Genomic DNA, 17,983 nt, shown 5'->3' on the forward strand with positions numbered 1-17,983 from the left:
GTCATTTCCTCGGGTCGAAGGCATCGCGGGCGGATTCGCCGATGAACACCAGAAGGCTCAGCATGATCGCCAGCACGGCGAAGGCGCTGATGCCAAGCCACGGTGCCTGCAGGTTGGACTTGCCTTGGGCCACCAGCTCGCCGAGCGAGGGGGCGCCCGGTGGCAGGCCGAAGCCGAGGAAGTCCAGGGCAGTGAGGGTGCCGATGGCACCTGTGAGGATGAACGGCATGAAGGTCATGGTGGAGATCATGGCGTTGGGCAGGATGTGCCGGAACATGATCGGGCCGTCGCGCATCCCCAGGGCACGGGCGGCGCGCACGTATTCCAAGTTGCGCCCGCGTAGGAACTCGGCGCGCACCACGTCCACCAGGCTCATCCACGAGAACAGCAGCATGATGCCCAGCAGCCACCAGAAGTTGGGCTGTACGAAGCTGGCGAGGATGATCAACAGGTACAGCACCGGCAAGCCCGACCAGATCTCCAGGAAACGCTGGCCGGCCAGGTCCACCCAGCCGCCATAGAAACCCTGCAGGGCGCCGGCGATGACGCCGACGATGGAGCTGAGCACGGTCAGCGTCAGGGCGAACAGCACCGAGACGCGGAAGCCGTAGATGACCCGGGCCATAACGTCGCGGCCCTGATCGTCGGTGCCCAGCCAGTTGTCCGCCGAGGGCGGTGCCGGGGCCGGGACCTTGAGGTCGTAGTTGATGCTCTGGTAGCTGAACGGGATGGGCGCCCACAGCACCCAGCTGTCCTTGGCCGCGAGCAGTTCGCGAATGTAGGGGCTCTTGTAGTTCGCCTCCAGGGGGAATTCGCCGCCGAAGGTGGTCTCCGGGTAACGCTTGAAGGCGGGGAAGTACCACTGGCCTTCGTAGCGTACGGCGATGGGTTTGTCGTTGGCGATCAGTTCGGCGCCCAGGCTCAGGCCGAACAGCACGATGAAGATCCACAGCGACCACCAGCCGCGGCGGTTGGCCTTGAAGCGCTCGAAGCGCCGGCGATTGAGAGGGGAGAGTGCCATGTCAATGCTCCCGGCTGGCGAAGTCGATGCGGGGGTCGACCAGGGTGTAGGTCAGGTCGCCGATCAGTTTCACCACCAGCCCCAGCAGGGTGAAGATGAACAGGGTGCCGAAGACCACCGGGTAGTCGCGGTTGATCGCTGCCTCGAAGCTCATCAGGCCCAGGCCGTCGAGGGAGAAGATCACCTCGATGAGCAGAGAACCTGTGAAGAAGATGCCGATGAACGCCGAGGGGAAGCCGGCGATCACCAGCAGCATGGCGTTGCGGAACACATGACCGTACAGCACCCGCGAGCGGCTCAGGCCCTTGGCCTTGGCGGTGACCACGTATTGCTTGTTGATCTCGTCGAGGAAGCTGTTCTTGGTCAGCAGGGTCATGGTGGCGAAGTTGCCGATGACCAGCGCGGTGATCGGTAGCACCAGGTGCCAGAAGTAATCGAGGATCTTGCCGCTGGTGGAGAGCTCGTCGAAGTTGTTAGAGGTCAGTCCGCGCAGGGGGAACCAGTCGAAGTAGCTGCCGCCGGCGAACAGCACGATCAGCAGGATGGCGAACAGGAAGGCGGGGATGGCGTAGCCGACGATGATTGCCGAACTGGTCCAGACATCGAAGTGGCTGCCATGGCGCACGGCCTTGGCGATCCCGAGCGGGATCGACACCAGGTACATGATCAGCGTGCTCCACAGCCCCAAGGAGATAGACACGGGCATCTTCTCGGCGATCAGATCGATGACCTTGGCATCGCGGAAGAAGCTCTCGCCGAAGTCCAGGCGGGCGTAGTTCTTGATCATGATCCACAGGCGTTCGGGCGCCGACTTGTCGAAACCGTACATGCGCTCGATTTCGGCGATCAGGGCCGGATCCAGGCCTTGGGCGCCACGGTAGTTGGAGCCGGCCACCGAGACTTCAGCGCCGCCGCCGGCGATGCGGCTGGTGGCGCCTTCGAAGCCTTCGAGCTTGGCGATCATCTGTTCCACCGGGCCGCCGGGAGCGGCCTGGACGATGATGAAGTTGATGATCAGGATGCCGAACAGGGTCGGGATAATCAGCAGCAGGCGACGCAGGATGTAGGCCAGCATGTCAGTTCGCCCCTTGCGCGGCTGCCGCTTCTTCGGCCTGGGCCTCGGCCGGCTTCGCACCGGGCTTGATCCACCAGGTGTTGATGCCGATGTCGTACTTGGGCGACACCTCAGGATGGCCGATGTGGTTCCAGTAGGCCACGCGCCAGGTCTTGATGTGCCAGTTGGGGATTACGTAGTAGCCCCACAGCAGCACGCGGTCCAGCGCGCGGGTGTGGGCGATCAGGCTCTGGCGCGAGTCTGCGTTGATCAACTGCTCGACCAGTTGGTCGATGGCCGGGTCGCGCAGGCCGATGAAGTTGCGGCTGCCTGGGTTGTCGGCGGCGGCGCTGGTCCAGAACTCACGCTGCTCGTTACCCGGCGAGCTCGATTGCGGGTAACCGCCGACGATCATGTCGAAGTCGCGCGAGCGCAGGCGGTTGATGTATTGGGAAACGTCGACGCGGCGGATGTTCAGCTCGATTCCAAGGTCGGCGAGGTTGCGCTTGAACGGCAGCAGGATGCGCTCGAACTCGGTCTGGGCTAGCAGAAACTCGAGGGACACCGGTTTGCCCTGGGCATCGACCATCTTGTCGTCGACGATCTTCCAGCCGGCTTCCTGCAGCAGTTTGTAGGCCTTGCGTTGTTGGTCGCGGATCATGCCGCTGCCATCGCTGACCGGGTTGCGGAAGGCTTGGGTGAAGACTTGCTCGGGGATCTTGCCGCGCAGGGGCTCGAGGATCTCCAGTTCATCCGGCCCTGGCAGGCCGCTGGCGGCCATCTCGGAGTTCTCGAAATAGCTGCCGGTGCGAGTGTAGGCGCCGTTGAACAACTGCTTGTTGGTCCATTCGTAGTCCAGCAGCAGACTCAGCGCCTCGCGCACCCGCACGTCCTGGAACACAGGGCGGCGCAAGTTGAAGATGAAACCCTGCATGCCGGTGGGGTTGCCGTTGGCCAATTGCTCGCGGATCAGCCGGCCTTCGCGCACCGCCGGGATGTCGTAGGCGGTGGCCCAGTTCTTCGCACTGGTCTCCAGCCAATAGTCGAACTGCCCGGCCTTGAGCGCTTCCAGTGCGACGGTGTTATCGCGATACGCGTCGTAGGTCATGACATCGAAGTTGTAGAAGCCGCGGTTGATCGGCAGGTCCTTGGCCCAGTAGTCCTTGACCCGCTCGTAGCGGATCGAGCGCCCAGCCTTGACCTGGGCGACCTTGTACGGGCCGCTGCCCAGCGGAATCTCCAGGTTGCCACGGTCGAAGTCGCGGCCTTCCCACCAGTGCTTGGGCAGCACCGGCAGCTGGCCGAGGATCAGTGGCAGCTCGCGGTTGTTCTTGTGCTTGAACTTGAACAGCACCCGCAGCGGGTCTTCGGCGATCACCTCGGCGACGTCGGCGTAGTAGCCGCGGTACAGCGGTGCGCCTTTGCTCATCAGCGCGTTGAAAGTGAACACCACGTCGTCCGCGCGCATCGGGTGGCCGTCGTGGAAGCGTGCCTCGGGGCGCAGGTAGAAGCGTACCCAGCCGTTGTCGGGGGCTTTTTCGATCTTCTCGGCCACCAGGCCGTACTCGGTGAAGGGCTCATCGAGGCTCTGGCGCATCAGGGTGTCGTAGATCAGGCCGATGTCGTCGGCTGGCACGCCCTTGTTGATGAACGGGTTGAGGCTGTCGAAACCGCCGAAGCTGGACTGGCGGAAGGTGCCGCCCTTGGGGGCGTCAGGGTTTACATAGGCGAAATGCTTGAAGTCCGCCGGGTATTTTGGCGGCTCGCCGTAGAGGGTCAGGGCGTGTTGCGGCGCGGCCATCGCCGGTAGGCTCAGGCAGGCCAGCAACAGGCTGCCGGCCAGCAGGCGCAAAGGGTGCGTTGGCATCATTGGGCTTTCTCCGAAGTCTTGAGCCACCAGCTGTTCAGGCCCAGGGTATAGGGCGGCGTGGTGACGAAGGCGAACCGGTTGCGGTAGGCCAGGCGGTGATTGTCGAGATACCAGTTGGGAATCATGTAGTACTGCCACGACAGCACCCGGTCCAGGGCGCGGGCCGCAGCGACCTGGTCGGCGCGGGTGCGGGCGGCGAGCAGGGTGTCGAGCAAGTGATCGACCACAGGGTCTTTCACACCAGCGTAGTTCTTGCTGCCCTTGACCGAGGCTTGGCTCGAGTGGAAGTACAGCCATTGCTCCAGGCCCGGGCTCAGGGTCTGGTTGAGGGTCATGAGGATCATGTCGAAGTCGAACTGATCCAGGCGCTGCTTGTACTGGGCGCGGTCGACCGTGCGCAGGTGGGCGTCGATGCCCATGCTGGCGAGGTTTTCCACGTAGGGCTGAAGGATGCGTTCGAGGTTCGGGTTGACCAGCAGCAACTCCATGCGGAACTGTTGGCCCTTGGCATTGACCAGACGCTGGCCATCGAGCTTCCAGCCGGCCTGGGCGAACAGCGCCAGGGCCTGGCGCAGGGTCTGGCGGCTGATGCCGCGCCCGTCGGTGTGGCTCACCGTGTAGGGTTCGGTGAACAGCTTGGGCGGCAGTTCGTCACGGAACGGCGCCAGCAGCAGCCACTCCTTGCCCTTGGGCAGACCGCTGGCGGCGAACTCGCTGTTGGGGTAGTAGCTGGTCGAGCGGCGGTAGGCACTGCTGAACAGGGCGCGGTTGGTCCACTCGAAGTCGAGCATCAGGCCCAGGGCCTGGCGCACCCGCGGGTCACTAAAGTTGGCCCGGCGGCTGTTCATGAACAGCCCCTGGGTTTGCGTCGGGATGCGGTGCGGGATCTGCGCCTTGATCACCTGGCCGCGGCGGATGGCCGGGAAGGTGTAACCGTTGGCCCAGTTCTTGGCCTGATGCTCGATGTAGATGTCGAACTCGCCGGCCTTGAAGGCTTCGAAGGCGACCGTGGCGTCGCGGTAGAACTCGTACTCGACACGGTCGAAGTTGTACTTGCCGCGGTTGACGGCGAGGTGCTTGCCCCAGTAGTTCTTCACTCGCTCGAACACCAGACGCCGGCCGGGCTGAACTTCGGTGATACGGTACGGGCCGCTGCCCAGCGGTGGTTCGAACGTGGTGGCCTTGAAGTCGCGGCCTTTCCAGTAGTGCTTGGGCAACACCGGCATCTCGCCCAGGCGCAGGATCAAAAGCGGGTTGCCGGCGCGCTTGAAGACAAAGCGGATGCGCAGCGGGCCGAGGATGTCCACGCGCTGCACTTCCTGCAGGTTGGTGCGGTAGATCGGATGGCCTTCCTTGAGCAGGGTGCGGTAGGAGAACGCGACATCCGCTGAGGTGATGGGGTGGCCGTCGTGGAATCGCGCCTCGGGGCGCAGGTTGAACACGACCCAGCTGCGGTCCTCGCTGTACTCAACGGAGCGGGCGATCAGTCCGTAGCTGGAGGTGGGCTCGTCTCCGGAAGGATCGTACTGACCAGTGCCGACCATCAGCGGCTCATTAAGCTCGTTGACCCCGTACTGCAGGAAATTCGGCGTGGTGACCGGGCTCGAGCCTTTGAAGGTGTAAGGGTTGAGCGTATCGAAGGTGCCGAACGCCATTGCCCGCAACGTGCCGCCCTTGGGTGCTTGCGGGTTGACCCAGTCGAAATGGGTGAACGTGGCTGGATACTTGAGGGTGCCGAACTGCGCATAACCGTGGCTTTCGCTCACCGTTGCGGCAGCGGGAAGGCTCATGGCGAGGCTGAGTGAAAGCAACAGGAGGGGACGTATCAAGTCGGTGATCCGATCCAGGCAGCGTGGGGCGTTGGTCGGGCTACAGTAACAGCTTGTCTGGGATGGAAAAAGGGTGTCTGGCGCGGGGCTGGGCGCGGGGGAGTGTGACTGGATTTGTCCTCGGGGGCTGCTTTGTCACCCATCGCAGCGGCCCCAAGGCAATCGGATCAGTGCGACAGGTAGACGGTCAGCGTCTGGCCAGGCTTGAGGGCATGGCCGCTACGTGGATTCCAGCGCTTGAGATGCTTCATCTCGACGTTGAAGCGTTTGGCCACCGCATACAGGGAGTCGCCCTTGCGGACTTTGTATTGAGTGGAGCGCTGCTTGGAGGCCGCGACACGGTTGGCGGCTCCGCTCGATGGGTTGCCACCGCGCAAGGCGAGCACCTGGCCGGCCTTGAGGTGGTTGCCCGAGAGGCGGTTCCAACGCTTCAGGTCGCTCACCGACACGCGGTTGGCCTTGGCGATGGCGCCCAGGTTGTCGCCACGCTTGACCCGGTAGCTGCGGGTCGCCGCAGGTGCCTTGGTCTCGGCCAGGGCAGCCTGGAACACGGCCTTGTTCGGTTGCAGGCTAACCAGTTCCTCAGGCTTGAGGTTGGACAGGCTGTCGGTCAGCAATTGGGCCTTGGCAGTGGGCACCAGCAGCTGCTTGGGACCGTCCACGGTCATGCGTTTCTTGAAGGCCGGATTGAGCTGGATCAGCTCGTCCTCGTCGATGTCGGCGAACGCCGCAACACGCGACAGGTCCAGGCGATCGTTGATGGCCACGGCTTCGAAGTAAGGTTCGTTGGCGATGGGGCTGAGGCTGACGCCGTAGGCTTGCGGAGTCATGACCACTTGCGACAGGGCCAGCAATTTGGGCACGTAGTCGCGGGTTTCCTGGGGCAGCGGCAGGTTCCAGTAGTCGGTGGGCAGGCCCAGGCGCTCGTTGCGCTCGATAGCCCGGCTCACGGTACCTTCACCGGCGTTGTAGGCCGCCAGGGCCAGCAGCCAGTCGCCGTTGAACATGTCGTGCAGGCGGCCCAGATAATCGAGCGCAGCGTTGGTCGACGCGGTGATGTCGCGGCGGCCATCGTAGAAATTGGTTTGACGCAGATTGAAGTGGCGACCGGTCGAGGGGATGAACTGCCACAGGCCGACCGCATGGGCGCGGGAGTAGGCCATCGGGTTGTAGGCGCTTTCGATCGCTGGCAGCAGGGCCAGCTCCAGCGGCATGTCGCGCTCTTCGAGGCGCTCGACAATGTAGTGCAGATAGAGGCTGCCACGCTCGCCAGCGTTTTCCAGGAACGACGGGTTGCTGGCGAACCACAGGCGTTGCTGCTCGATGCGTGGGTTGACGTCGATGTTGTCTTGCAAGGCGAAGCCCTGGCGCATGCGCTCCCAGACATCCTGGGGGGCTTGCTCGGCTTTCTTGACCATCAGCGGGGCAGGCTTGTGCTTGACGCGCGCCTGGTAGCTTGCGCGAACGCTGTCGGATTCGTCGAGCTGACGGGTGCTCTGGCAGCCCACCAAGGTGGCGGCCAGAGCCAGCGCGCTGATTTGGGCCAGACGCGTCAGGGCGACGGAATGAGAGGTTCTGCGGCTACGGGAAGACATCGGCTGGGACAGGTTTCCGGGCGAAAAATTTCGGCGATTCTAGAAACCGGTCCCCCCCGGGTCAACCGTTGACAACGGGTTGCGATATATCTTGGGGTTATCAGAAGGTGTCTTTCCAAGACCTCAAGGCAGCAAAAACAGAGGCTTGGCTTGTATTGGAATGTCCCTTCCATTCGTCTGCTTTTTGTTTAACTGATGTTTCAGCCGTGCGAAGAAAGGGGTTGGTGAGCCGTTCCAGACCGATGGTCGAGGGCAAGCTGATGCGATCTTCATCGCGCAACCGGGTAACGTCGGCAAATCGTTGGGCAACGTGCAGGTTTTCCGGCTCCACGGCCTTGGCGAAACGCAGGTTGCTCAAGGTGTATTCGTGGGTGCAGTACACTCGGGTCTCGGTGGGCAGTGCGGCCAGCCGCGACAGGGACTGGTGCATCTGTTCGGGCGTGCCTTCGAACAGGCGACCGCATCCGGCGGCGAACAGGGTGTCTCCGCAGAACAGCAGCGGCGCGCTGTAGTAAGCGATATGGCCCAGGGTGTGGCCGGGCACTGCAATGATGTCGAAGTCCAGGCCCAACACCTTTACTTGGTCGCCGTCGTCCAGCGCCAGGTCGCGGGCTGGAATGCGTTCCTGGGCCGGGCCGCAGACGCGTGCGCCGGTGGCGTGCTTAAGGGCTTCAACGCCGCCGACGTGGTCGTGGTGGTGATGGGTGATCAGGATGTCTTCCAGCACCCAGCCGGGGTTGGCCGCAAGCCAGGCCTGCACCGGGGCGGCATCGCCGGGGTCGACCACCGCGCAGCGGCGTTTGGCAGTATCCTGTAACAGCCAGATGTAATTGTCGGAGAAAGCGGGAAGAGCATCGATCTGTATCATGTGCGTACCGAATCGCCTGGCGTGAACATGAAGGCATCTTAGCCGCGATGGCGCGGACGGAGAACCTTCGAGGGAGAACGCAATGACCGACAAAGCCTTTGCCCAGGCCGATCCTGACTGGATCGCGCTGATGAGCCTGGCCCGTGAGTGGTTCAACGGGCCGCTCGGGCAGTTGATGTTGCGCGAGGAGGAAAAACTCCTCGAGGATGAACTCGGCCGCTTCTTCGGCGGCTTCTTGGTGCATTACGGCCCCTGTGCCGAGCCTCCGCCCAATGCGCCTCAAGTGCAGCGCAACGTGCGCCTGGGCGCCCCCTTGCCGGGAGTGGAAATCGTCTGCGAAGAACAGGCCTGGCCGCTTTCCGAGCATGCCGCCGACGTGGTGGTGCTGCAGCATGGCCTGGATTTCAGCCTCTCGCCCCATGGCTTGTTGCGTGAAGCCGCCAGCGCCGTGCGCCCGGGCGGGCATCTGCTGATCGTCGGGATCAACCCCTGGAGCAGTTGGGGCGTGCGCCATTTCTTCAGTCACGGGGCGTTGCGCAAGGCTCGTTGCATCTCGCCGTCGCGTCTTGGCGACTGGCTCAACCTGCTGGGCTTCGCGCTGGAGAAACGCCGCTTCGGGTGCTATCGTCCGCCGCTTGCTTCGCCGGCCTGGCACCAGCGCTTGGCCGGTTGGGAGCGCATGGCCGGCGGTTGGCAGACTGCTGGCGGCGGGGTTTACCTGGTGGTGGCGCGCAAGATGGTGGTGGGCCTGCGGCCGCTGCGCCTGGAGCGCCGCGAGCCCATGGGCAAACTGCTGCCGTTGCCGCTGGCCAAGGTCAATCGTCGCCACAGTGAGCCCTGAGGGGCCTGCGGTCGATATCACAGAGCGAAAAGGCGGTACATGAGCGAGAGCGTCGAGATCTACACCGATGGTGCCTGCAAGGGCAACCCGGGCCCGGGTGGCTGGGGTGTGCTGATGATTTACAAAGGCGTCGAGAAGGAGCTGTGGGGCGGCGAGCGCGAAACCACCAACAACCGCATGGAACTGATGGCTGCGATCCAGGGGCTGATGGCACTCAAGCGTGAATGCGAGGTGGTGCTCACCACCGATTCGCAATACGTCATGAAGGGCATCAACGAGTGGATGGCCAACTGGAAGAAGCGCGGTTGGAAAACGGCGGCCAAGGAACCGGTGAAAAACGCCGACCTCTGGCAGCAGCTCGACGAGCAGGTCAACCGTCACAAGGTTACCTGGAAGTGGGTGCGTGGACACATCGGCCACCCTGGCAACGAGCGTGCCGACCAACTGGCCAACCGCGGTGTCGACGAAGTGCGTGCCAAGCGCTGAGTCCTTGAGTCAAAGGTGCACTGCAGCGGGTATGGCCGCTGCCACAAAGCCTGGGTTGGTCAGGTGGTAGCGGGTTCACCCGACGTAGCGCCCCACCCTGTCGTTTGGGGTACAATCCCGGCTTTGTCCTGATGCAAGTTGGAGCCACCCGCGTGGAGCAGCAAGTCAACCGGTACGTTGTCCTCGATACCGAAACCACCGGCATGCCGGTCACCGAAGGCCACCGGATCATCGAGATCGGCTGCGTCGAGGTCATCGGCCGGCGCCTGACCGGGCGCAACTTCCACGTCTATCTGCAACCGGACCGCGAGAGTGACGAAGGCGCGATCGGGGTGCACGGCATCACCGATGCCTTCCTGATCGGCAAACCGCGATTCGCCGATGTCGCCGAAGAGTTCTTCGAGTACATCAAAGGCGCGCACCTGGTCATCCACAACGCGGCGTTCGACGTTGGCTTCATCAACAACGAGTTCGCCCTGCTGGGCCAGCACGACCGCGCCGACGTTTCCCAATACTGCACCGTCATCGACACCCTGATGCTGGCGCGGGCGCGGCACCCGGGCCAGCGCAACAGCCTCGATGCGTTGTGCAAACGCTATGGCATCGACAACTCCGGTCGTGAGCTGCACGGCGCACTGCTCGACTCCGAACTGCTGGCCGACGTCTACCTGGCGATGACCGGTGGCCAGACCAGCCTGTCGCTGGCGGCCCATGGGGCAGACGGCGACGAGTCCGGCGAAGGCGGTACCGGCAGCGAGATCCGCCGCATTGTCGGGCGCCAGCCGGGGCGGGTCATCCTGGCCAGTGCCGAGGAGCTCGAAGCACATGCCGAGCGCTTGGCAGCGATCGCCAAATCGGCGGGGGCGCCGTCGATGTGGCAGGCGCTCACGGAGCCTGCCGCCAGCTGATTGGCTATACCGGGGCCGCTCTGCGGCCCTTTCCCAGGCGACGCCAGCGCCCGCAGAAAGATGCGCAGCCTGATCGGCCAGCTTCTACCCTGAAAGGACGGACCTGTCCTGCGAAGGGAGTAGTTGCCGATGTACAAGGACCTCAAGTTCCCCATCCTCATCGTCCACCGCGCGATCAAGGCCGACAGCGTCGCCGGTGAGCGCGTGCGCGGCATTGCCGAGGAGCTCGCCCAGGACGGTTTCGCCATCCTGGCCGCCGCCGACCAGGCTGAAGCCAGGCTGGTAGCGGCGACCCATCACGGCCTGGCCTGCATGTTGATCGCCGCCGAAGGCGTCGGAGAAGACGCTCATCTGTTGCAAAGCATGGCTGAGCTGATTCGCCTGGCGCGACAACGTGCGCCAGACCTGCCGATCTTCGCCCTCGGTGAACAGGTCACCCTCGAATATGCCCCGGCTGAAGCCATGAGCGAGCTCAACCAGTTGCGCGGCATCCTCTACCTGTTCGAAGACACCGTCCCCTTTCTTGCCCGTCAAGTCGCCCGCGCCGCCCACAATTATCTCGACGGCTTGTTACCGCCGTTCTTCAAGGCCCTGGTGCAGCACACCGCGCAATCGAACTATTCCTGGCACACGCCCGGTCATGGCGGTGGCGTGGCCTACCGCAAGAGCCCGGTGGGGCAGGCGTTCCATCAGTTCTTCGGGGAAAACACCTTGCGCTCGGACCTGTCGGTCTCGGTGCCCGAGCTCGGCTCACTGCTCGACCACACAGGCCCTTTGGCCGAGGCCGAAGCCCGAGCTGCGCGTAACTTCGGCGCCGACCACACGTTCTTCGTGATCAACGGCACATCGACCGCCAACAAGATCGTCTGGCATGCCATGGTCGGTCGCGACGACTTGGTGCTGGTGGATCGCAACTGCCACAAGTCGGTGGTCCACGCCATCATCATGACTGGCGCCATCCCGGTCTACCTGTGCCCGGAGCGCAACGAACTGGGCATCATCGGTCCGATCCCGCTCAGCGAATTCAGCGCGGCCTCGATCCAGGCGAAAATCAAGGCCAACCCTCTGGCCCGGGGGCGGGCGGCGCGTATTCGCCTGGCCGTGGTGACCAACTCCACCTATGACGGTTTGTGCTATCACGCAGGGCTGATCAAGCAGGAGCTCGGCGCCAGTGTCGAGGTGCTGCACTTCGACGAAGCCTGGTTCGCCTATGCCGCCTTCCACGAGTTCTTTGCCGGGCGCTATGCCATGGGCACAGCGCGTGGCGACGGCAGCCCGCTGGTGTTCAGCACCCATTCCACCCACAAACTGCTGGCAGCGTTCAGCCAGGCGTCGATGATCCACGTGCAGGATGGCAGCCAGCGGCAACTGGACCGCGACCGCTTCAACGAAGCCTTCATGATGCACATCTCCACCTCGCCGCAGTACAGCATTCTGGCGTCACTGGACGTGGCGTCGAGCATGATGGAAGGCCCGGCCGGGCGCTCGCTGTTGCAGGAGATGTTTGACGAAGCCCTGAGCTTTCGTCGTGCACTGGCTAACCTGCGTGAACACATCGCCGCTGATGACTGGTGGTTCAGCATCTGGCAGCCACCTGCAGCCGAAGGGATCCACCGCCTGGCGGCGCAGGACTGGCTGCTGCAGCCGGGCGCCGAGTGGCACGGTTTTGGCGAAGTGGAGCAGGACTACGTGCTGCTCGACCCGCTGAAGGTCACCCTGGTGATGCCGGGGCTCACGGCAGGGGGCGCCTTGGGCGAGCACGGCATTCCGGCGGCGGTGGTGAGCAAGTTTCTCTGGGAGCGAGGGCTGGTGGTGGAGAAGACCGGGTTGTACAGCTTCCTGGTGTTGTTCTCCATGGGTATTACCAAGGGCAAGTGGAGCACCTTGCTCACCGAGCTTCTGGAGTTCAAGCGCCACTACGATGGCAACACACCGTTGAGTCTTTGTCTGCCCAGCGTGATGGCGGTAGCGCCGTCACGCTATCAGGGCCTAGGGCTGCGTGATCTGTGTGAGCAGTTGCATGACTGCTACCGGACCAATGCAACGGCCAAGCAGCTCAAGCGGCTGTTCACCCGTTTGCCGGAGATGGCCATGAGCCCGGCCCAAGCCTATGACCAACTCGTGCGGGCAGAGGTGGAGGCCGTGCCGATCGAGGCGCTGCTGGGGCGTGTCTCGGCGGTCATGCTGGTGCCGTATCCACCGGGCATTCCGTTGATCATGCCGGGGGAGCGCTTTACCGACTCCACGCGGGCAATCATCGACTATCTGGCCTTCGCCCGGGCCTTCAACAGCGGTTTTCCGGGTTTTGTCGCCGATGTCCATGGCCTGCAATGCGAAGACGCTGGCCAGGGCCCCGTCTATACGGTCGACTGCATCAAGGAATGCGGATGAGTTCAACGCCGCTGCGGGCCAGTTCGAAGCGGTCTTCGCCCAGGTGATTGACCCGGTCGCCGACGGGCAGTCGGTAGGTGACGATGGGGGCGCCGAGGGTGCTGCCGTCGGCCTGGAGCGTCGACTCCTGGAACTCGTGCACGGGATAGATGCGGCCTTCGGCGTCACGAGCGTGGAATTGGCCGACCAGGATTGCTGCCATTTGCGAGAAAACCTCTGAAATTATCGGAAACATCTGCAGGCATAGACCGATGAAACCGGGGGGAAGTTTTCCGCAGGTGGGAAAAAAACTCCGGGAATGGGGAGCGGTCATCTATAACTACAACTTCCCCAACCAATAGAGGTTGCACACCACCATGAGCCAGGTTTATTCGGTAGCGGTCGTCGTCGGCAGCTTGCGTAAGGATTCCTACAACCGCAAGGTGGCCCGGGCCCTGGGAGAGTTGGCGCCCTCCAGCCTTGCGCTGAAGATCGTCGAAATCGGCGACCTGCCGTTGTACAACGAAGATGTCGAGGCCAATGCGCCGGAGGCCTGGAAGCGTTTTCGCGACGAGATCCGGCGCAGCGACGCGGTGCTGTTCGTCACCCCTGAATACAACCGCTCGGTCCCTGGTGGGTTGAAGAATGCCATCGATGTGGGCTCGCGACCCTACGGGCAAAGCGCCTGGAGCGGCAAGCCAGCAGCGGTGGTGAGCGTATCGCCGGGCGCGATTGGAGGGTTCGGGGCCAACCATGCGGTGCGTCAGGCGCTGGTGTTCCTGGACATGCCCTGCATGCAGATGCCGGAGGCCTACCTCGGGGGGGCGGCGAGCCTGTTCGAAGATTCGGGCAAGCTCAATGACAAGACTCGCCCGTTCCTGCAGGCCTTCATCGACAAGTTCGCGGCCTGGGTGAAGCTCAACCGCGCGGTCTGACATCTGCATGAGCGATCCGACCCATTCGTGGACGAGCCCGCACTGACGGGGCAGTGCATCCCTTGTAAGTGGGGGCTTGTCCGCGAGCGGCACCTGAGGCTTACGAGGCCTGTGGCATTTCCCCTTTGGCCAGGCGACGGTTGATGTCGGCGATGACCTCTGGCAGCTCGTTGATGGTGTCGATCAGATAGTGTGGGCGGGAGCTTTCGAACATCGCGTGGATGCGCTTGCGCTCGCTTTCGAGCTTCTCGGCGCTCAGGGCGCGGTAACCCTCCCAGGTCAGGCCCAGGGCGTTGCCCGAACAGACCAGAGCGACGGTCCACATGCCGGCGCGACGGCCTTCGAGTATGCCTGGCACGGTGTCGTCGACCTTGACGCAGGCGGCGACATCATCGATGCCCAAGGCGATCACGTTGGCCAGGGCCTGGGCCGGCCACGGACGACCGTTCGGGGTTTCGTCGGTGGCCACCACGTGGTCGGCGACATACCCATTCTGCTTGGCCAGCTCCACCACCTTGTCCATCACCACTTTCGGGTAGCCGGAGCAGGAGCCGATCTTCAGGCCATCCTTGCGCAGGCCTGTCAGGGTGTCCAGGGCGCCTGGGATCAGCGCCGAGTGCACAGCGATCTTCTCGATCTGCAGGGGCATGAAGCGTTCGTAGATGGCGGTGACATCGTCATCGGTCGGCGTACGGCCGAACACTTTGCGGTAGCGCTCGGCAATCTCGGGCACATCGCACAGGGTACGGATGTGATCCCACTTGCCCATGCCCATCGGGCCACGGGCTTCTTCGATGGATACCTGGACATCGAATTCGGCGAAGGCTTCGACGAAGATCTGGGTCGGGGCGAAGGAGCCGAAGTCGACCACGGTACCGGCCCAGTCGAGGATGGCGGCTTGCAGCTGGGTTGGGTTGCTGTAGTTCATGTGCGCGGGTTCCTGAAGAAAAGGGTCGGTCGTTGAATTAGATGTCCAGCACTTCCATTTCCCGCAGCACTTGGGCTACGGCATCGACGGCAGCTTGCATGCCCTCGGCACCCACCACGCCGATGCAGCCGACGCGGAAAGTTTCCACCTGGGTCAGCTTGCCCGGATAGAGGATGAAACCCTTGGCCTTGACGCGCTCGTAAAAGTCCTTGAACTGGTAGCGAGCGTCTCGCGGAGCATGGAAGGTGACGATGATCGGCGCCTGGATCTCGGCAGGCAGGAAGCTGCGCAGGCCGAGCTTGGCCATGCCCTCGAGCAGGGTCTTGCAGTTGTCGGCGTAGCGTTGGTGACGAGCGGGCAGGCCGCCTTCCTCGTTGTATTGCACCAGGGCTTCATGCAACGCCGCCACTACGTGAGTGGGCGGGGTGAAGCGCCATTGGCCGGTCTTGGCCATGTACGCCTGCTGGTCTTGCAGGTCCATGGCCAGGGAGTGGCAGTTGCCTTCGGAGGCGGCCAGGGCGTTTTTCTCGGCGAAGACGAAGCCCATCCCCGGTACGCCTTCAAGGCACTTGCCGGAGGCGGCGATAAGGGCTTCGAAAGGTACGTGTGCGGCATCGATCGGCAGGGCGCCGAAGGAACTCATGGCGTCGATGATCAGGCGCTTGCCGTGGCGTTTGACCACCTGGGCGATCTCGGGCAGCGGGTTGAGGATGCCGGTGCTGGTTTCGCAGTGGATCAGCGCCACGTGGGTGACGGCCGGGTCGGCGGCCAGCAGGCGGTCGACATCGGCGGCGGTGGTCGGTTGGTCTTCGGCGGTCTCGAAGGTGCTGTAGGCACGGCCCAGGACCTTGCAGATCTTGGCCAGGCGCTGGCCGTAGGCACCGTTGATCAGCACCAGCACTTTGCCGTCGCGTGGCACCAGGGTGCCGATGGCGGCCTCCACGGCGAAGGTGCCGCTGCCCTGCAGAGGGACGCAGTGGTGGGTGGCCGCGCCGTTGACGATGGCCAGCAGTTGCTCGCACAGGCTGGCGGTCAGCTGGTTGAAGTCGCGGTCCCAGGAGCCCCAGTCCACCAGCATGGCTTGGCGGGTGCGGGACGAGGTGGTCAATGGGCCAGGGGTCAGCAGGATCGGGGCGTTGCTCATTCCGGTATTCCTCACAAGCGGTGGGCTGAAACTTACGGGGCCTAAATTGCAATTTGCCGAGTTATCAATCAAATTGTTTGTCGTTATGCCAGCCATAAGTAAGGCCGATAGCTATGAACCTGTTCCAACTGCGTGCCTTCGATGCGGTGGCCCGCGAAGGCAGCTTCACCCGCGCCGCGGCGCGCCTGTTCATCAGCCAGCCGGCGGTGACCGGACACGTCAAGGCGCTGGAGGAGCACTACCAGATCACGTTGTTGCGCCGGACCGCGCGACGGGTGGAGTTGACCGAGGAGGGCACGCGTCTGGCGGCCATCACCCGGGCGATGTTCAGCCTGGCCGAAGAGGCCCAGGCGATGCTCGAGGCCAATCGGCAATTGCTCACTGGGCGCCTGGAGGTCGCGGCCGATGGCCCGCACCGGGTGATGCCGATGCTTGGCATGCTGCGGGCGCGCTATCCGGGCATCACCGTCAATCTGCGCCTGGGCAATGCCCAGGAGACCTTGGCGGCGCTGTTGTCCGAGCACGCCGACGTGGCCGTGCTCACCGAGGTCGAGCCGCGCAAGGGCCTGTACTTGCAAAGCCTGGGGGACTCGCGGCTGTGCGTGTTGTTGCCGGCCAGCCATCCTTGGGCTGCAGGCGAGGGCGAGTTGCCTCTGGCTGACCTGGACCGCCAGATCATGGTACTGCGCGAACCCAGCTCCATGACCCGGCGCACCTTCGACCAGGCCTGCACCGCGGCCAAGGTGCAGCCTCGGGTGTTGCTGGAGCTGGACAGCCGCGAGGCGGTCACCGAGGCGGTGGCGGCCGAGTTGGGCTTTGGCATCGTCTCGTCGATGGAGGTGGCCCACGACCCTCGGGTGGTGGCCAGGCCATTGGCCGGGGAAGGCTTGGTCAATCGGCACATGATCGGCTGCCTGGAGCGGCGCCGGGAATTGCGGCTGATCCAGGCGTTCCTGGGGTTGGCCGCAAGCCTTTGAAGCAAGCGCCACGCAGCAAGCCCCGCTGCCCGGCGCTGGCGTTTTTCCCCCACGGGCCTAAGATGGCCGGCTGAAACAACACAGGCGCTGGATGGCCAATGAGCGAGAAAGACACCATTTCCATGCAACTGGTGCGCGAGGCGCTGTTGCAGACCTGCCCGGCCGGGCAGGCTGACGCGCCCTTGCTGGCCCGTGCTGGCATCGACGCCAGCGAGCTCGACCTGCCCCAGGCACGGGTCAGTGCAGAAGCCTACGCCCGGCTCTGGCGCCTGCTGGCGCGCCGTTGCAATGACGAATTCTTCGCCATGGACCCGCGCGGCCTGCGCAGTGGCAGCCTGGCGTTCCTGTGCCGGGCCAGCATGGCCCAACCCACCCTCGGTGCAGGGCTGGAAACTGCCCTGGCGTTTCTGTCGTTGATGCTCGAGGACCTGCAGCCGAGCCTGGTGCGCCAGCAGAGCCTGGCCGAAATCGTCATCAACGAGCCGCGGGAGACACCGCGCCGCGCCTTTACCTACTTCACCTTCTGGATGATCGTACACGGCGTGGCCTGCTGGCTGGCCGGGCGACGCATCCCGATCCTGGCCATCGATTTGCGCTGTGCCGAGCCGCCGTTTTGCGACGATTACCGGGTGATGTTCTCGGAAAACCTGCAGTTCGACCGACCCCGCACGCGCATGATCATCGCCGCCGACTGCCTGGATGTACCGCTCAAGCGCACAGCAGAGGAACTGCAGCGTTTTCTGGCCGAGGCGCCGGGCAACATCCTCGTCAAGTACCGCGATCCGGCCAGCCTGGCACGGCGCATTCGCCACGACCTGCTGGTCTTGGACCCGGCCTCCTGGCCGGATGCCGAAACGCTGGCGCGCCAGCTGTGCCTGTCTGCATCGACGCTGCGCCGCCGTCTGGCCGAAGAAGGCCAAACCTACCAGGGCCTCAAGGACAGCGTAAGGCGCCAATTGGCGATCCAATGGCTGGCCGATTGTGAGGTAGGGCTGGGCACTATCGCCGAACGTCTGGGGTTCGCTGACAGCAGCTCCTTCTACAAGGCGTTTCGTAAATGGTTTGGGTGCAACCCAGGGCACTACCGCGAGCTGAGCGGAATGTCCGGCCCGGCCAAGGCACTGCCCTAGGCGGATTTCCGTCTGCCGCGCGAGACG

16 protein-coding genes are annotated in these 17,983 nt (G+C 63.8%); 7 read left to right on the forward strand and 9 right to left on the reverse strand.

What is annotated here, in order from left to right; genetic code table 11:
- Position 1 precedes the first annotated feature (1 nt).
- The 6 genes from J5X93_RS08600 to gloB all read right to left on the reverse strand — a co-directional run bounded on the left by J5X93_RS08600 (position 2) and on the right by gloB (position 8,237).
- Entirely contained in the window at positions 2 to 1,021 is a 1,020-nt protein-coding gene (locus tag J5X93_RS08600) for an ABC transporter permease (protein WP_043214149.1), read from the reverse strand.
- A 1-nt stretch (position 1,022) separates the two neighbouring features.
- Positions 1,023 to 2,096, reverse strand: a complete 1,074-nt coding sequence (locus J5X93_RS08605; RefSeq protein ID WP_043214147.1) for a microcin C ABC transporter permease YejB — start codon at positions 2,094 to 2,096, stop codon at positions 1,023 to 1,025.
- A gap of 1 nt (position 2,097) precedes the next feature.
- Entirely contained in the window at positions 2,098 to 3,945 is a 1,848-nt protein-coding gene (locus tag J5X93_RS08610) for an extracellular solute-binding protein (protein ID WP_182941382.1), read from the reverse strand.
- The gene (locus J5X93_RS08615; RefSeq protein WP_202959342.1) at positions 3,942 to 5,774 is read right to left on the reverse strand and encodes an extracellular solute-binding protein; all 1,833 of its coding nucleotides are present in this window, start codon (positions 5,772 to 5,774) and stop codon (positions 3,942 to 3,944) included. Before J5X93_RS08615 ends, J5X93_RS08610 begins: the two co-directional genes overlap by 4 nt.
- A gap of 167 nt (positions 5,775 to 5,941) precedes the next feature.
- On the reverse strand, positions 5,942 to 7,369 hold the full coding sequence (locus J5X93_RS08620; RefSeq protein ID WP_090345848.1) for a lytic transglycosylase domain-containing protein: 1,428 nt from the start codon (positions 7,367 to 7,369) through the stop codon (positions 5,942 to 5,944).
- Between the two features lie 100 nt (positions 7,370 to 7,469).
- Positions 7,470 to 8,237 (reverse strand): hydroxyacylglutathione hydrolase, encoded by a 768-nt coding sequence (gene gloB / locus J5X93_RS08625; RefSeq protein WP_043214138.1) that lies wholly within the window; start codon positions 8,235 to 8,237, stop codon positions 7,470 to 7,472.
- An 82-nt stretch (positions 8,238 to 8,319) separates the two neighbouring features.
- Between gloB and J5X93_RS08630 the strand changes: the two genes are divergently transcribed.
- The 4 genes from J5X93_RS08630 to J5X93_RS08645 all read left to right on the forward strand — a co-directional run bounded on the left by J5X93_RS08630 (position 8,320) and on the right by J5X93_RS08645 (position 12,863).
- On the forward strand, positions 8,320 to 9,078 hold the full coding sequence (locus J5X93_RS08630) for a class I SAM-dependent methyltransferase (protein ID WP_043214136.1): 759 nt from the start codon (positions 8,320 to 8,322) through the stop codon (positions 9,076 to 9,078).
- A 39-nt stretch (positions 9,079 to 9,117) separates the two neighbouring features.
- Positions 9,118 to 9,564 carry a ribonuclease HI gene (gene rnhA, locus J5X93_RS08635; protein WP_043214135.1) on the forward strand — a complete coding sequence of 149 codons (447 nt, stop codon included), beginning with the start codon at positions 9,118 to 9,120 and terminating at the stop codon, positions 9,562 to 9,564.
- Between the two features lie 131 nt (positions 9,565 to 9,695).
- Positions 9,696 to 10,472, forward strand: coding sequence for a DNA polymerase III subunit epsilon (gene dnaQ, locus J5X93_RS08640; protein WP_043214132.1), 777 nt, complete (start codon positions 9,696 to 9,698; stop codon positions 10,470 to 10,472).
- A gap of 129 nt (positions 10,473 to 10,601) precedes the next feature.
- Complete coding sequence (locus J5X93_RS08645; RefSeq protein WP_102081781.1) at positions 10,602 to 12,863, forward strand: Orn/Lys/Arg family decarboxylase; 2,262 nt, start codon at positions 10,602 to 10,604, stop codon at positions 12,861 to 12,863.
- Here the strand turns inward: J5X93_RS08645 and J5X93_RS08650 are convergent.
- A complete protein-coding gene (locus J5X93_RS08650) occupies positions 12,847 to 13,065 on the reverse strand; it encodes a hypothetical protein (protein WP_043214129.1) in 219 nt (72 codons plus the stop codon). The two genes, J5X93_RS08645 and J5X93_RS08650, sit on opposite strands and share 17 nt — an antisense overlap.
- 154 nt (positions 13,066 to 13,219) lie before the next feature.
- Between J5X93_RS08650 and J5X93_RS08655 the strand changes: the two genes are divergently transcribed.
- Entirely contained in the window at positions 13,220 to 13,777 is a 558-nt protein-coding gene (locus tag J5X93_RS08655; RefSeq protein ID WP_090345844.1) for an NADPH-dependent FMN reductase, read from the forward strand.
- Positions 13,778 to 13,877: 100 nt separating this feature from the next.
- Here the strand turns inward: J5X93_RS08655 and phnX are convergent, their stop codons facing one another.
- Positions 13,878 to 14,705, reverse strand: coding sequence for a phosphonoacetaldehyde hydrolase (phnX, locus tag J5X93_RS08660; RefSeq protein ID WP_043214125.1), 828 nt, complete (start codon positions 14,703 to 14,705; stop codon positions 13,878 to 13,880).
- Between the two features lie 37 nt (positions 14,706 to 14,742).
- Positions 14,743 to 15,849, reverse strand: a complete 1,107-nt coding sequence (locus J5X93_RS08665) for a 2-aminoethylphosphonate--pyruvate transaminase (RefSeq protein ID WP_043214121.1) — start codon at positions 15,847 to 15,849, stop codon at positions 14,743 to 14,745.
- Positions 15,850 to 15,962: 113 nt separating this feature from the next.
- On the opposite strand from J5X93_RS08665, the gene J5X93_RS08670 reads away from it, so the two are divergent.
- Complete coding sequence (locus J5X93_RS08670) at positions 15,963 to 16,826, forward strand: LysR substrate-binding domain-containing protein (protein ID WP_043214119.1); 864 nt, start codon at positions 15,963 to 15,965, stop codon at positions 16,824 to 16,826.
- A gap of 98 nt (positions 16,827 to 16,924) precedes the next feature.
- Positions 16,925 to 17,956 carry an AraC family transcriptional regulator gene (locus tag J5X93_RS08675; RefSeq protein WP_043214117.1) on the forward strand — a complete coding sequence of 344 codons (1,032 nt, stop codon included), beginning with the start codon at positions 16,925 to 16,927 and terminating at the stop codon, positions 17,954 to 17,956.
- The last annotated feature ends 27 nt before the right edge of the window (positions 17,957 to 17,983 follow it).

It is taken from the genome of Pseudomonas sp. BYT-1, from assembly GCF_023611805.1.
Lineage (GTDB): Bacteria > Pseudomonadota > Gammaproteobacteria > Pseudomonadales > Pseudomonadaceae > Aquipseudomonas > Aquipseudomonas guariconensis.

Coding starts and splice junctions, on each gene's coding strand:
- J5X93_RS08620 (WP_090345848.1), bottom strand. CDS start 7,369: ATGTCTTCCCGTAGCCGCAGAACCTCTCATTCCGTCGCCCTGACGCGT.
- J5X93_RS08655 (WP_090345844.1), top strand. CDS start 13,220: ATGAGCCAGGTTTATTCGGTAGCGGTCGTCGTCGGCAGCTTGCGTAAG.
- J5X93_RS08650 (WP_043214129.1), bottom strand. CDS start 13,065: ATGGCAGCAATCCTGGTCGGCCAATTCCACGCTCGTGACGCCGAAGGC.
- J5X93_RS08645 (WP_102081781.1), top strand. CDS start 10,602: ATGTACAAGGACCTCAAGTTCCCCATCCTCATCGTCCACCGCGCGATC.
- J5X93_RS08605 (WP_043214147.1), bottom strand. CDS start 2,096: ATGCTGGCCTACATCCTGCGTCGCCTGCTGCTGATTATCCCGACCCTG.
- J5X93_RS08670 (WP_043214119.1), top strand. CDS start 15,963: ATGAACCTGTTCCAACTGCGTGCCTTCGATGCGGTGGCCCGCGAAGGC.
- rnhA (WP_043214135.1), top strand. CDS start 9,118: ATGAGCGAGAGCGTCGAGATCTACACCGATGGTGCCTGCAAGGGCAAC.
- phnX (WP_043214125.1), bottom strand. CDS start 14,705: ATGAACTACAGCAACCCAACCCAGCTGCAAGCCGCCATCCTCGACTGG.
- J5X93_RS08665 (WP_043214121.1), bottom strand. CDS start 15,849: ATGAGCAACGCCCCGATCCTGCTGACCCCTGGCCCATTGACCACCTCG.
- J5X93_RS08610 (WP_182941382.1), bottom strand. CDS start 3,945: ATGATGCCAACGCACCCTTTGCGCCTGCTGGCCGGCAGCCTGTTGCTG.
- J5X93_RS08630 (WP_043214136.1), top strand. CDS start 8,320: ATGACCGACAAAGCCTTTGCCCAGGCCGATCCTGACTGGATCGCGCTG.
- J5X93_RS08600 (WP_043214149.1), bottom strand. CDS start 1,021: ATGGCACTCTCCCCTCTCAATCGCCGGCGCTTCGAGCGCTTCAAGGCC.
- gloB (WP_043214138.1), bottom strand. CDS start 8,237: ATGATACAGATCGATGCTCTTCCCGCTTTCTCCGACAATTACATCTGG.
- J5X93_RS08675 (WP_043214117.1), top strand. CDS start 16,925: ATGAGCGAGAAAGACACCATTTCCATGCAACTGGTGCGCGAGGCGCTG.
- dnaQ (WP_043214132.1), top strand. CDS start 9,696: ATGCAAGTTGGAGCCACCCGCGTGGAGCAGCAAGTCAACCGGTACGTT.